This is a genomic window from Corynebacterium auriscanis, assembly GCF_030408435.1.
GTDB lineage: Bacteria > Actinomycetota > Actinomycetes > Mycobacteriales > Mycobacteriaceae > Corynebacterium > Corynebacterium auriscanis.
In genome coordinates, this window is sequence record NZ_CP047046.1 from 873,947 (window position 1) to 888,501 (window position 14,555).

The 14,555-nt window shown below is 59.9% G+C and carries 9 protein-coding genes; 2 read left to right on the plus strand and 7 right to left on the minus strand.

What is annotated here, in order from left to right; translation table 11 throughout:
• Positions 1-89: 89 nt before the first annotated feature.
• Together CAURIC_RS03665 and CAURIC_RS03670 are read right to left on the minus strand one after the other, a co-directional pair.
• On the minus strand, positions 90-2,222 hold the full coding sequence (locus CAURIC_RS03665; RefSeq protein ID WP_290183351.1) for a YhgE/Pip domain-containing protein: 2,133 nt from the start codon (positions 2,220-2,222) through the stop codon (positions 90-92).
• 3 nt (positions 2,223-2,225) lie between these two features.
• The gene (locus tag CAURIC_RS03670) at positions 2,226-3,002 is read right to left on the minus strand and encodes an ATP-binding cassette domain-containing protein (protein WP_265914462.1); all 777 of its coding nucleotides are present in this window, start codon (positions 3,000-3,002) and stop codon (positions 2,226-2,228) included.
• Positions 3,003-3,255: 253 nt separating this feature from the next.
• On the opposite strand from CAURIC_RS03670, the gene thrC reads away from it, so the two are divergent.
• Entirely contained in the window at positions 3,256-4,725 is a 1,470-nt protein-coding gene (gene thrC, locus CAURIC_RS03675) for a threonine synthase (RefSeq protein WP_035113331.1), read from the plus strand.
• 90 nt (positions 4,726-4,815) lie between these two features.
• On the opposite strand, the gene CAURIC_RS03680 is transcribed toward thrC, so the two are convergent.
• Together CAURIC_RS03680 and CAURIC_RS03685 are read right to left on the minus strand one after the other, a co-directional pair.
• Positions 4,816-7,149 carry a choice-of-anchor M domain-containing protein gene (locus CAURIC_RS03680; protein ID WP_035113332.1) on the minus strand — a complete coding sequence of 778 codons (2,334 nt, stop codon included), beginning with the start codon at positions 7,147-7,149 and terminating at the stop codon, positions 4,816-4,818.
• Positions 7,150-7,245: 96 nt separating this feature from the next.
• Positions 7,246-8,724, minus strand: coding sequence for an MFS transporter (locus CAURIC_RS03685; protein WP_035113333.1), 1,479 nt, complete (start codon positions 8,722-8,724; stop codon positions 7,246-7,248).
• A 175-nt stretch (positions 8,725-8,899) separates the two neighbouring features.
• Between CAURIC_RS03685 and CAURIC_RS03690 the strand changes: the two genes are divergently transcribed.
• Positions 8,900-10,186 (plus strand): NRAMP family divalent metal transporter, encoded by a 1,287-nt coding sequence (locus tag CAURIC_RS03690; protein ID WP_035113334.1) that lies wholly within the window; start codon positions 8,900-8,902, stop codon positions 10,184-10,186.
• Positions 10,187-10,359: 173 nt separating this feature from the next.
• Here the strand turns inward: CAURIC_RS03690 and CAURIC_RS03695 are convergent, their stop codons facing one another.
• The 3 genes from CAURIC_RS03695 to CAURIC_RS03705 are packed head-to-tail and all read right to left on the minus strand — an operon-like array spanning position 10,360 to position 14,553.
• Positions 10,360-12,159 carry an acetyl/propionyl/methylcrotonyl-CoA carboxylase subunit alpha gene (locus CAURIC_RS03695; protein WP_265914467.1) on the minus strand — a complete coding sequence of 600 codons (1,800 nt, stop codon included), beginning with the start codon at positions 12,157-12,159 and terminating at the stop codon, positions 10,360-10,362.
• Positions 12,160-12,175: 16 nt separating this feature from the next.
• A complete protein-coding gene (locus tag CAURIC_RS03700) occupies positions 12,176-13,783 on the minus strand; it encodes a 5-oxoprolinase subunit B/C family protein (RefSeq protein WP_052094898.1) in 1,608 nt (535 codons plus the stop codon).
• A gap of 11 nt (positions 13,784-13,794) precedes the next feature.
• Entirely contained in the window at positions 13,795-14,553 is a 759-nt protein-coding gene (locus CAURIC_RS03705; RefSeq protein WP_265914470.1) for a LamB/YcsF family protein, read from the minus strand.
• Positions 14,554-14,555 lie beyond the last annotated feature (2 nt).

A 14,555-nucleotide genomic window follows, 5' to 3' on the forward strand; every position in this document is an offset into this window, starting at 1 on the left:
ACGTCCTCTCGCTAGTTAAACACTGTTCAATATGTTGCTTTTCACCACGATAGCAGTTGCTTCCCGTGCGCAGGCCGGTACCGTGCACATTAGGCCGGCAGAGGCGGATGCAGGCGCTTCATCGTCCACGTGCGCTGCCTGCGCGCACTAATCGTAGTGAGCAACAGGGCACCCAAGCCGATGAATATCAGCAGCACAATGGCGGTAATCAACCGCTCATCATAGAAGCCATATGTGATCTGCCGGAAGCCGTTGACCGCATACGTCATCGGGTTGAACGGGTGGATCCACTGGTAGAACTTGTCCTGCGTTTCCACGGGGTATAAGCCACCGGAGGAGACCATCTGCAGCATGAGGAAGGCTAGCGCCAGCACCTTGCCTGGCCCGGAGCCGAAGATGGCGATGAACATCTGGTTGATTGCCATGTAGACGGCCGAAACCAACATCGCGAATCCGAAAAGACCCAGTAGGCTATCCGGCTTCAGGCCCACTGCCCAAACCGTGACCGCCACCATGATCAGCGCTTGGCCCATACCGATAAGGAACGCTGGCAAGTATCCGGCCAAGACAGCTCGCCATGCGTGTACGCCCGAGTTCACAGTTCGTGCCTGTAGGGGGCGTAGCGTGACGAACACAATGATGCCACCGATGTACAGCGCCAAGCTGAAGAAGAATGGTGCCAAACCGCCACCGAAGGTTTGCTGCCCCGAGTCGTTGAAGCTATCGAGCTCTACAGGGCCACCGATCGTGGAGGCAGCCTGCATCCGCCGGCCCGAATCCCACTTGGGCACCTGTTTGGAGCCCTCGGTGAGTTTGTCGTGAAGTTGGTTGGCTCCATCGTCTAGCTTCTTGGTGCCATCGACGGCCTGGGAGGTTCCGTCTTTCAAACGATTAGCACCGTCCAGTAGCTTCACGTTGCCGTCATCGAGTTCCTTGATGCCGTCGCGCAGCTTCACGGAACCGTCGTGGGCAGTGCCCAGGTTGTCGCGCAGCTTGATTGCACCGTCGTTGATCTGGTCCACGCCGTTTTTCAGCTGACTGAACTGCGCCGGCAGGCCGGCAATTTTATTGACGCCACTGCGCACGGGGGCGTTGGGATTATTGAGCTGGTAGTTCGCGTTGGCGCTGCCATCCGCCAGTTCATCGATCTTGTTCTTAACCACCGACTGCGGTCCCAAACCCTGGGTTTCCAGACCGCGGGCCACATTGTCCAGTTGAACCGCGGCTTGCGTGGCCGCAGGGATGTTCAGCGCACGCAAATCCTTGGCCTGTTTACGCAGGTTGCGAGCTTGCGCTGCTTGGTTTTGCGATGCTTTGGAGGCCTCGGCACGCAGGGTTTGCGCGTGCCCATCGAGTACCTTCACATCCGCGCCGAGGGTATCGGTGGCCTGTGAAAGCTTGTCGAGGTTGCCCTTTTGGGCGTCGATCTGCTTGCTGGCCTCACCCACTCGAGAGGCCAGTTGGCCGGTGCCATCGGTGAGTTGCCGTGACCCGTCGGAGAGTTTGCTGAGGCCGTCTTCCAGTTGCACGCTACCGTCTCGCAGCTTGGAGGATCCGTCTTTCGCCTTGCCCAAACCGTCTTGCAGCTGGCCGGCACCACCGTCGAGCTTCTGGGAACCATCCTTGAGTTGCCCGGCACCGTTGGCCAGCTGCCCTGCGCCAATGGCAGCGCGTTCCAGGCCGCTGCCGGCATCCATGACACCCAACAAAACCTTGTCCACAGCCTGCGCGCTGATCTTGTCACTCACTACGTTGAGTACTTCGCGCATGGCGTTTTGGCCGATGACCGTGGAAAGGTATCCGTTAGCATCGTTATAAGTGCTGATGAGGTGAGCTTTTTCCGGGTTTGCACTCGTGGGTGAACCGACTGCTTGGCTGAAGTTCTCCGGCAGTTCGAGGGAGAAATAGTACTTGCCGTTGGCCACGCCCTTGTGTGCGTCCTCGGCATCGGTGACGATCCAGTGGATCCGGTCGTTATCTTCCAGTCCTTGCATCACTTGCTCTCCGGCGCGGAGTTCTTTGCCTTGGACCTTTGTGCCCTTGTCGCTATTGACGAGCGCCACGGGCACCTGGTCGATCTTGTTGAATGGGTCCCAAAAAGCCGCGAGGTACAGCGCGGAGTACAGCAGCGGCATCAGGCATAGGAAAATCACGGCGACGCGCGTGAGCCGGTTGCGTTTAAGACGGAGGAATTCCGAATTCAGTTTCAATCCCGCGAGCATGGATTATTCCTTTCTTTCCGACGCCGCCACGCTGCTACCGTTCGCGTCATGGTCGGGGGAGTGGTGATCAGTGGAGGGGAGGCCGGTGTGCGTGGGAGTGAAGTGGCCAGCATTTGTGTTGAGTTCGATGACGGCCCGGGGATGAACGCAGTCGTCGATGGGATTGACGGAGTTGACGACGACGGTCATGTGCTGGGACAGGTCTTCCAACCTGTGTAGTAGGAAAATGCGATCGGCGAAGCGGTGAACTTGCTCCAGGTCGTCCATGATAAGCATGTCGATCTCGTGGCCGTGTGCTGGTTTGAGGGCGAGGGCTACGCGGAGTAGCAATTTGTCCAGGGCGGGCAACTGCGAGATGTAGCTGTCGAGTGGCGGTAGATCGCGTTCGCCGTAGAGGTCCTGACAGTAGTACTGCAGGTCTTCTTCGGTGGCGCGACGGAAGAATTGCCACCATGGGCGCTCCCATGAGCGATTCTCATTGAGTACATCGCGAACCGTCACGGAACGTTCGAGCAGATCGATCTGCTCGATTCCGGCCACGGCAACGCGCTTTTGGATGCGTGCGCGTTTTGTTTCGCCTACAACGGTGAGTTCACCGCCGGTGGGCTTCATTCGACCGGCGAGGACGAGGGCCAGTGCTGTGCGCCCCGATCCGCCCGCGCCGGTCAGATTGGTCAGTCCCCCTGCGGGGATGGTGCAGTTAAGTGGTCCAAATACCCGGCCTTCATCACCGATGAGGGAGAGGTCTTGGGCAACTACTGCGGGGGTCTCTTCGATCATCGTGGACCTTCCGTGTGGGAATGCGAGGGACTGCTGGCCCCGCCCCACAGCAAAGTAGTTATAAAAATGTCGTAAATTTGATCTGCAATAAGGCTACGCCTTCGCAATGCGTGGGTCGAATCTGGCGCACCGTTCCTTGCGGGCGTGCGCCGGATGCAATTGGAGAATACATTGGTCACCTAACAATGCGTTATTGCAACATTTCCGCGGGTCACGGCCTATGAAAATGAAGCACCAATTAATATGAACAACCGTGGACTTCATTTCAACGCGCGATGCAGCTAGAACCCCGGTAGCGTTCACCGACATCCTATTGTCAGGTTTGGCGCCAGATGGTGGTTTGTACCTTCCAGCGGAATACCCGCAATTGACCGATGAAACACTCACGCAATGGCGAGAATTACTGCAGGCGGGGAACACCACGGAGCGGACCTCTTACGCTGCCTTGGCAGCGGAGATTCTCAAACTCTTCGTCGACGATATTCCCCCACAAGATCTGGAGGCCATTGCCGCGCGTGCGTACACCACGGACAAGTTCTCCTCCGCGGATATCGTACCCTTGACTACCCTAGAAGACGGAATCCTGCTGGGTCACCTGTCCGAAGGGCCTACCGCCGCATTTAAAGACATGGCTATGCAGTTGCTGGGCGAGCTGTTCGAATACGAGCTGGCCCGCCGCGGGGAGACCCTCAATATTTTAGGTGCGACCAGTGGTGATACCGGAAGCTCCGCGGAGTACGCCATGCGCGGTCGCGATGGCATCCGCGTATTCATGCTCACCCCTGCCGGTCGCATGACACCATTTCAGCAAGCCCAGATGTTCAGCCTGGATGACCCGAATATCTTCAACATCGCCCTCGATGGAGTTTTCGACGACTGCCAAGACATCGTCAAGGAAGTCAGCTCGGATGCCAATTTCAAGCGCGACAATCGCATAGGAGCGGTGAACTCCATCAACTGGGCGCGCCTCATGGCGCAGATCGTGTACTACGTGGCCTGCTGGCTGCGTGCGACGGACTCCAATGATCAGAAGGTCAGCTTCTCCGTACCCACTGGCAATTTCGGAGACATCTGTGCAGGTCACATCGCCCGCCAAATGGGGCTGCCCATTGATCGCCTGATCGTCGCCACCAATGAAAACGACGTACTGGACGAGTTCTTCCGTACGGGTGATTACACGGTCCGGTCGGCGGCACAAACGCACGCCACATCAAGTCCTTCGATGGATATCAGCCGGGCGTCGAACTTTGAAAGGTTCATCTTCGACCTGCTGGGCCGAGATGCCAAGCGCACCGCCGACCTGTTCGGGGTACAGGTTAAACAGGGTGGCTTTAGCTTGGCCCAAGATCCGGTGTTCGCAGCCGCCGCGGAGCGTTATGGCTTCCTTTCTGCTTCCTCTACGCACGCCGATCGGGTGGCTTGTATTGCCGACGCCGCCACGCGGTTGAAGACGTTTATCGATCCGCACACCGCCGATGGCGTGAACGCTGCGCGTGCCGTCCGTGACCAGGTGGATACTCCCATCGTGGTGTTGGAGACAGCGCTGCCCGTGAAATTCTCCGAGACGATCGTGGAGGCCACAGGAAAGGAACCACAGGTACCCGCGCGTTTCGCAGACATCATGAACGGCGGACGTCATGTGAAGGATTTGCCGAATGATGCCACCGTGGTGAAACAGTACATCCTCGATTCCATCGCCCAGACAAAGGAAATCGAGAACTAACTGGGGAGTTCCCAGTCGGTTCTCGATTGGTCGTTCGGCTCAGCCCGTCGGGTGGGGTTTAGCTGTGTAACAGGACCGGCGTGGATCCCACTAGCGGATGAACTTGGAAATCATCGGCCACAGCGCCAGGCCAAGCCCGCCGAGGGCACCGAGGGCGATCAACACCCAGCCCCAGGACGGAACCTGGCTGGAACCGCTGGGCTGTGCCGGTGGCTTGGGGTTGTTGGAGTTACCGTTGTCGCCGTTGTTACCGTTATTGTCGTTGTTGTCGTTATCAGCTGAGCCCTTCGTTCCCTTGACATCAAAGGTGATGAACTCCCACGGTGTGGGCTGAGACAGCTCGGCTGGTGAGCCGGCCTTTGGTACCGCGCGTACCTTGACGGTGTACTTCCCCGGAGCGGTGAACACCCAGTTGATGTGGGAGTGACCTGGATCGGGGTACGTGAAGGTCTTGGTGTTGTCTGCGATGAAGTGCGGGGTTCTGTCTAAGCTGCTGGTCTTGAAGGCAAACCACTGTGCACCGGCGGGGCTCGTGCCAGGGGCAATTTCGAAGTCCACTCCCTTGGGGAACGTGGAACGATCGAGGTGCTCGGTCGAGAAACCGGGCCACACCAAATACTTGTTCTGGCTTTCTGGCAGCAACCAGTATTGCTCGCCGGGTTTACCCAGGAAATCCCACGCGGAACCCTCCGTGGCCTTGCCCTTGCGCACCTTTCGAGCTTGCTCCCGGACCTCCAAGGTCACGGCCTTGGGGTCGCGCACCACGGAGGTGGTGGAGTGTTGACGAGTGTCATCACCAATGGTTACTCGCAGTCCGTCTTTGGTGAGCGCTGGGGCAATGTCCACGTGGCCCTGCGACAGGGTGACGGGGGTTTTGTTCGGAACCGCTGCGGAATCCTCCGCCTTGGGCTCTTCGGCCGGGGCTGATGGGGCCGCGGATTGTGCGTTGCCCAGTTGGGCGGTGCCGTTGAGTGCGTATGGGGCGTTAGCCTTAGAATCCACCTTCACGGTTGTTGCACCTGGCTTCACCCAGGATTGTGGCACAACAGTTAAGCGCCACTCTAGGTCTTTACCTGCGCAATCGGCATCGTATTCACCCGTGCGGTCGGCCGGGGTGGAAACGAAATCCACTTCACAGCTCGGCGCGTGGGAACCGGGACGGTACAATCCGCCCACAACGTGCAGCGATAGGGAATCATCCTTTGGTTTAACCGTCAGGGAATCGAACTCGTCAAATGCGGATCCCTGCTTGTTGGAGATGTGCACATCATTGGATGTGGGCTGGTAGTCGTTGCGCGCCAGGGTAGGGCTGGCTGGACGGGTTGGGGCTGTGGGGAAGGTGCCAGCCTTGGTCGTTTCACCCGTGGTTGCAGCACCCATTGCGTCGTAGCTTAGAGGCGCGGACACCCAGGGTTTGCTTACGGATTGTGCGCTGGGGACGTACACAACTTGGTAGCTGGATGTGCCTGCTCCCAGCATTTCCTCCCATTCCGCCATACCGGCCTTGACCGGTACTTCCGCCAAGTAGTGACCGTCGATGTAGAACACGGCAGTCCCGTTATCGCCAGCATTTCCGGTGGCGAACGTCAACGTGCTCATGTGCTCACGCTGGGCCGGGGCGATGGAGAGCTTCGCACCGGTGGCGGTCTGAGAGCCGTGGGAGGCAGCGGCGTCGAAAGCCTTCTTGACATCCCCGATGTTCTTAGATGATGGTTTGGTGCCACCGACCTGCCACGTTACCGTTTGCGCAGGGCTTTGGATTAGCTTGCCGTCTTTACCTCGGGCCGACGCCGACATTTTCATCACGTACCGACCTGGCTTGGTGAACGTGGTGTCATTGTGGCTGTGGTCACCCGCGGTTAACCAGATGGAGCGGTTGGCCTTGCGCACGCTGCTGAGAAGGTTCGCCACGGGGAAGCCTTCGCCGCCACGGGAGAGCGTCATATCACCGGGACCTTGGAAATCCACCAAGTCCAGCTGGAAGCTACCATCGCGGAACCGCTCTACCGGGATGTTCGTATCTGCACCAAAACCTTGCCACAGCATGTTCTTCAGATCGGCTGGGACAGCCTGAGCCCAGAACAAAGGTTGTCCGGGCTTGCCCAGAATCTCTTCACCGGGTTCATCGGTCACGAGGCGAATGAACTGCTGTTGTTCGGACTTGTTCCTGCCGCGCTGTAGGTAGTAGTGCGGCAGCCAAGATACGGTCTCATCCACCGGAGAAGTATCACCGTAGCTGGACTTCAGGGTGAAGTTGTTCTGACCCTTATCCCAGAATGCCTTTGGGGAATCAACGTGGCCCTCGGACATGACGATTTTCTGGTCATCGGGGCCCGCAACGGCGGTGAGATGCTGGCCCGCAGGTGTGGACAGTGCGATCGCGACGGCTAGCACGCGACGCGGCCAGCGAGAGCTATGAGGCATTAACCAATCTCCTTATCGATAATTGTTATCGAATGCAAGATTAAGGGAAACTGGCGATTAAATGACAACTCATTTCAATAACGGGGGTAAGTGGGGTTAGTTGGGGTGACTGCGACGCTGTCGTAGATCGATACCACCAACCACAAACGCAGCTAGGCACACCGCCATGATCGCGCCATAACCCGCAGCAATACCTGCAGCTGGGGGGTTAGAAGCCATCACTGCGAAGGTGATTGCGGTGACCACCGTCAAGCCCACGGAGGTACCGATGCGCTGGCCAGTTTGCAACACCGCCCCAGACGAGCCGGCATAGGAGAGCGGAACATCGGCCAACGTAAGTGTCTGGTTAGGACTAATAACAGCACCTTGTCCCGCGCCAACGAGGGTCAAAGAGAGCACCAAGAACCATTCGGAGATGCCCCAGCGATCGACAGCCAAGACGATGCCGATGGTTAGCCCGAGCCCAATCAACACCATCACCATGCCAGCCATGACGATGGGCCGGCCCTTTGTAGTGACGTGTTTGCCGGCCCAGTTCGCCGAAAATGCGCTGGATATTGCGGCTGGAATGCCCACGACGCTGGCTACGAGTGCGGAGTGGCCTAGGACGTTCTGGAAATAAAGTGCCAACAGCACCCAGATGCTGGTGATTCCTGCAAACCAAAGGGCTGCCAGCAAGGCGCCATTGCGGAAGCTGGTGTGTGTGAAGATATCCAGATTCACCATGGGAGAATGCCCGGCATTTTCAACTCGACGTTCCCACTTCACCCACGCCAAAACCAAAATTATACCAATGGGCAGCAGGACCCAGACTGCGGGCGAAACTGCTGATTCTGCAAAAGGAATAAGCACTGCCAAAACGGCCGCACCCAAAAGTAGTGCACCCAGGGGGTCAAAAGATTTAATAGTGCGCCTCAGGCCGATGGGGTTGCCTGTGTGTGGATCGCGCACCCTAGCCAGCAGAGGGCGGGGGAACCACCGCAACCCTAGGATCACCGCGAGGATTCCGAAAGGTAGATTAACAAGGAATGTTAGGCGCCAGCCCAAGTCGGGGCCGCCCAGTTTGATGAGCAAACCACCCAGGACGGGGCCGACGGCCACGGCAATTCCCACGGTGGACCCGAAATAACCAAAAGCCCGGCCGCGCTCCTTGCCTTGGAAATACTGCTGAATCATGCCCACACCCTGCGGGTTGAGAAGGCCGGCCCCCACGCCTTGGGCGAATCGTGCAGCGTTCAGGGCGTCGGCATGGGGAGCAAAACCGGCGGCCATGGAACACGTGGTGTACACGATGATGCCCACCAAGAACATGCCCCCGCGCCCGAGTAAATCACCGGCGCGCCCCGCGGCGACCAGAACCACGCCAAAGGTCAACGCATAACCCGAAAGCACCCACTGGATCGCCGAGTTGTCGGCGCTCAAACCGGCCTTGATTGATGGTAAAGCCACGTTGACAATGGACACACTGATCAACGACATAAAGATCGCCGCGAGTACCACACTGAGGATCTTCCAACGATCTGGGTCTTGACCTACGGGGTATGTGGGGGTGTTCGCCTCGGACGTTTTCATCATTCCAGTATGGGCAGGTCCGAATAAGGTTTCAACTCAACTGGACTGCCCTTTCACCGAAAGATCAAGGCGCCGCGAAGGTCCGCGTCAAACTGCGTTGTGCTTGCGGATATTCAGCGTTTAGTATTAACCGAACATTTTTGAAGGCCTCACCTTTCTCTCACAGTAGGAGGAGAATATGGAGAATAACAGTTCTCCGGCGCGCCCCGTGTCCAACGACTCGCACCAGGTCGACGGGCAGGCAACCACCGCTGAGCAGACCCCCACTGCCAATGTGAAGGCGGCGGCGGGCCGCGCTTCCATCCTGGGCGCTATGTTCCTCATGGCTACCAGCGCGATCGGTCCGGGCTTTTTGACCCAGACATCCGTCTTCACCGTGAAGATGGGCGCTGCGTTCGCCTTCGCGATCGTGTTGTCGATCATTGTGGACATCGCCATTCAGCTGAACGTGTGGCGCGTATTGGCCGTGTCCGGCAAGCGCGCAAACGAACTGGGTAATACCGTTGTCCCATACCTCGGCTGGTTCCTCGGCGCGTTGGTTTTCATCGGAGGCCTCGTATTCAACATTGGTAACATCGCCGGTGCGGGCTTGGGCATGAATGCCATGTTCGGCATCGATGCCAAAATCGGTGGCTTGATTTCCGCCGTCATTGCCATTTTGATTTTCTCGTCCAAGAAAGCCGGAATGGCTCTTGACCGCTTGGTTGTTCTGCTGGGCGCTGTCATGATTCTGCTGATGCTGTACGTGGCAATCACTGCGCACCCGCCGGTCGGTGAGGCCCTTAAGCAGTCCGTCATGCCGGAAAAGGTCGACTTTTTGGTTATCACCACCCTCATTGGTGGCACCGTGGGCGGTTACATCACCTTCGCCGGCGCGCACCGCATGATTGATAGTGGACATGTGGGGCCAGAAGCCGTCAAGGACATCACTCGTGCTTCCGTCCTGGGCATCGTCATTACCGGTATCCTCCGCGTACTGCTGTTCCTAGCCATCCTGGGCGTGGTTGCAACCGGTGTAACCCTGGCCCAGCAGAACACAGCCGCGGATGCGTTCCGCCACGCAGCCGGTGACATCGGCTTACGTGCGTTTGGTGTGGTCCTGTGGTCTGCCGCTCTGACCTCCGTCATTGGTGCGGCTTATACCTCCATCACATTCGTGACCAAGCAAACCACCAACGTGAAGTACCGCAATATCGCCACTGCCGTATTCATCTTGGTGTGTACGGTTATCTACTTGGTGCTCAACCAGACTCCGCAGGGCCTGTTGGTTTTCGCTGGCGCGTTCAACGGACTGATCCTGCCGGTCGGTTTCGCCCTTGTACTGTGGGTTGCTGCGAAGCGCAAGGACTTGCTGCACGGGTATCAGTACCCTAAGTGGCTGCTGGTCATCGGTGCAGCGGCATGGTTGCTGACCATCTTCATGGGCGTGAAGTCCCTCACCGGCCTGTCGGCACTGTGGGGTTAGCCTTTGTATTGGGCTAGCCTCCTAGTCTGTGCGCTAGGTGCTGGAAGCACGCATTTTTAATTCTTTATCATTCGACGCCCCACTGGGATCCTTGAGCTAGGGAATCCGTGGGGCGTCGGTGTGTGTGGCACAGGTGTGTGAGGGACAGGTGTGTGGCACAGGTGCGTGAGGGATTAGTCCTCGATCACGGCCAGCACTGTTCCGCGGTCTACCTTCTCGCCAGCTTGGACCTTGATGCTCACGCGGCCAGTGGAGTTGGCGGTAATCGTGGATTCCATCTTCATCGCTTCGATGACGGCGATTGCGTCGCCCTTCTCCACGAAAGAGCCGTCGATGACTTTCCACGCCACCACGGAACCGGCGTAAGGGGAGGTCACTCCGCCTGCGACGTCTCCAGAGTCCCCTGTGGACCCCGGGGAACCGGCCGCACCAGCACCAGCGGCCTCACCGGCACCCGCGGCGCCCGCGCTGCCAGCCCCGCCCAGCAGGCCAACTGGAATGCCGATGCGGTGCAGTTCGCCGTCGATTTCCACCACGAGGGTCTGGCGTTCAGTGTAGGTGTCTTCGATGTCCACGCCGTGGCCCAAGGTGATGCCGGTGCCTGGCTTGTATTCCTTGTCCACCCAGTCGGTGTATACACCCAGCTGGCCGTCTGCGGCGGTCAGTGCTGGGTTACCAATCATATCGCGGTGGAATGGGATGACAGTGCGCACTCCGGCGATTTCAAACTCCGCCAGCGCACTGGCGGCGCGACGCAGTGCGATTTCGCGGGTTGGGCCCCACACGATCAGCTTAGCCAGCAGGGAATCGTAGAAACCGGGGATCTCCGATCCGGAGCGTACACCGGAATCCACGCGCACGCCGGGGCCGGTGGGGGCCTCGAACTTGGTGACTACACCGGGGCTGGGGACGAATCCGTGGGCCACGTCTTCGGCGTTGATGCGGAACTCGAAAGCGTGACCGTTGGACTGCGGATCGCCCTGGAAAGACAGCGGTAGGCCAGCGGCGATGCGGAACTGTTCGGCAATGATGTCCACGCTGGTCACAGCTTCCGTGACGGGGTGCTCCACCTGCACGCGGGTGTTGACCTCGAGGAAGGACACGGTGCCGTCCTCGGACACGATGAATTCAACCGTGCCGGCGCCACGGTACCCAGCGGTGCGGCAGATGCGGCGGGCGCCTTCGACGATGGAGGAACGCTGGGTCTCGGTGAGGAATGGGGCCGGAGCTTCCTCGATCAGCTTCTGGAAACGGCGCTGGGTGGAGCAATCGCGGGTGCCGATCACGGCGACATTGCCGTGATCGTCGGCCAAGACCTGCGCTTCCACGTGGCGGGGGCGCATGAGGAACTTCTCCACGTAGCACTCGGGGCGCCCGAAGGCCTCTTTAGCCTCGCGACCCGCAGAGACGAAGGCATCTTCGATGTCTTCCATGCGCTCCACGACTTTCAGGCCGCGGCCGCCGCCACCGAATGCTGCCTTGATGGCGATGGGCATGCCGTGTTCTTCGGCGAACTCGCGCGCCTCTTGCCAGTCGTGGATGGGATGGGAAGTACCGGGAGCTAGAGGTGCGCCGGCTTCGGTGGCCAGCTTGCGAGCGGAGACCTTGTCACCCAGCTGATCGATGGAATCAGGGGTGGGGCCAATCCACGTCAGGCCGGCAGCTTCCACGTCGCGCGCGAAGCTGGAGTTCTCCGAGAGAAAACCGTAGCCAGGATGCACGCAATCTGCACCTGCGCGGGCTGCGATGTCCAGCAGGGCGGGCACGTTCATGTAGGTCTCGGCAGAGGTGTTGCCGGGCAGGGCGTAGGCCTCGTCGGCGACGAGGGTGTGCAGCGCGCCGGCGTCGGCCTCAGAGTAAACGGCGATGGAGCGAATGCCCAGATCCCGAGCTACACGGGCGATGCGCACGGCGATTTCGCCACGGTTGGCAATCAGAACGCTGTGCAGGTTGAGGGTTGAATCGTTGGTCATGGTGAAAGTGTTGTCCTTATCCTTGCAGCGGCTGGAGGGTATCTGGGTCAACGGCGATGAAATTAATCAGGGCCTCGGGCGGAAGTTGGGCGAGAATGTCGAGGTCTTCGTGCACAACTGTGGCGATGACTGGGTAACCACCGGTGACCGCGTGATCGCGTAGGAACACCACTGGCAGGCCATTGGTCGGCACCTGGATGCTGCCCGCGACGATGCCTTCACTGGGCAGCTCGCCAGTGGTGGTTCGCTCGATGGGCACACCGTCGAGGCGCAGTCCAATGCGGTTCGACGCCGCCGTGACCACCCATTGTTGCGCTTCCAGTGGGGCCACGCCGTCGGCGAACCAGCTGTCCCGAGGGCCGGGAACCACGCGGATATCCACGCGGTGCTTGCGGTTGACCAGCAGCGGGTTTAACCGGGAGTTATCCACGAACGTGGTTGGCGCGAATTGGCTGCGCAATACGCGACCGGCCTGCAGCGGTTGCGGGCCTAATCCCGACAATAGGTCGGCGGAGGCAGAACCCAGGGTGAGTGGCTCGATAACGCCGCCACGAATCGCTAAGTAGGACCGCATGCCGACTGTGGCGGGTTGTACCTCGAGGGTTTTGCCCGCCGGTAGCATCACGGGCATGGCTAGGGGGATGGGGCGGTTACCGATGCGGGCCGGGGCTTCGGCACCGGTGAGGGCAACCACGGAATCGGCCAGGGCGGTGATCTGCATGCCACCGATGTTTTCCAGCACGGCAGCCGTGGCTTCGTTACCCACGGCGGCATTGGCTGCGCGGGCCGAGGCCTCATCGGCGGCGCCGGACGTGGTGACGCCCAGCCCGCCGTTGCCGGCGCGGCCGAGGTCCTGGATTAACGTCTGCATACCAGCCTCGTCCACGCGTAGCATTGGTCGAGATCGTGGCAGGTCAGTGGCTCCTGCCTCGGCTTGCTCGGGGCGCTCCTCGAGGGTCTCCACGGCACGGTAGTGCACGCGATCGCCGGGGGCGATGAGTGCTGGATTGTCCTTCGCGCTATCCCACATCGGATCGGCTGTGGTGCCGATGAGCTGCCAACCGCCGGGGGACTGGCGTGGGTACACTGCGCTGAACTCCCCAGCTAATCCGACCGCGCCCGCGGGCACCGAGGTGCGCGGAGTGGCTTTACGCGGCATGTCCAACGTCTGGGGGGAGCCGTCTTCTGGTACGCAGTACGTGAACCCCGGAGCGAATCCGCCGAACGCACCCACGAAGGTGGTGGAGGTGTGCCAGTCGATGAGTTCGTCGACGGTCATGCCTGCGGCCTCGGCGGCCTCCTGTAGATCCTCGCCGTCATAGCGCACGTTGATCGTGATGTCGCGTGGTGTGGCCTGAGTGGCGCTGGCGGGCGAAAAGTTCGCCAGCTTGGTCGCGGCATCTTTGGCTGAGCGTGGCGAATCCAAGACCACCAACACGGTGCGAGCTGCGGCGATGCAGTCGATTTGGCCGTGTAGCGGGGATGCCACGAGCGCTGAGTGCCACGCCATGACGGTGGTGAGGTCCGGCAAGTCAACGAGGATTGCACGGGTACCCACGCGGTGAATTACGGGTTCTGTGGTTCCAGGTGTGGTGGCCTTCGTTGTTTGGCCCTGCTGTGTCATTTCTTCTTGGCTCATAGAACGCTCTTAAACTCGACGCCCTCCGCTGCCAGCTGCTCGCGTACTGCGCGGGTCATCTGTACTGCGCCGGGGGAATCACCGTGGACACACACGGATTCGGCGTCTACCTGCACGGTAGAGCCGTCCGTGGCGGTGATAGAGCCCGATTGGGCGATCTGGCGAACTTGATCGACAACCTGGTCTACGCTGTGCAGCACCGCGTTCGGCTCCCGCCGGGATACCAAGGTTCCATCGGGGTTGTATGCGCGGTCGGCGAATGCCTCGCGGATCACGCGCAGGCCTGCGGCCTGCGCCTTGTCGATGGCCACGCCACCGGGGAGCAGCATCACGGCCAGGTCGGTGGAGAACGCCTTGATGCCATCGATGACGGCCTGGGCTTGAACCTCGTGGTGAACGATCGTGTTGTACAGCGCGCCGTGGGGCTTGACGTACCGCACGGTGGCCCCATGAGCGCGTGCTAGGGCATCGAGCGCGCCAATTTGGTACAGCACCTCATCTGCGAGCTCGCCGGGGGCATAATCCATGAAGCGACGACCGAAGCCCGCGGAGTCGCGGTAGCCCACGTGGGCTCCCACGGTCACGCCCGCGGTGGCCGCAGCTTTAACGGTCTTGGCGATATCGTGCGGATCACCAGCGTGGAAGCCGCAAGCGACATTCGCGCTGGTAATCAGCTCAATCATGGCAGCATCATCCGCGACGGGGTTACCCGCGGTGGTTTCGCCGAGGTCCGCATTGAAGTCAATGGTGGTCATCA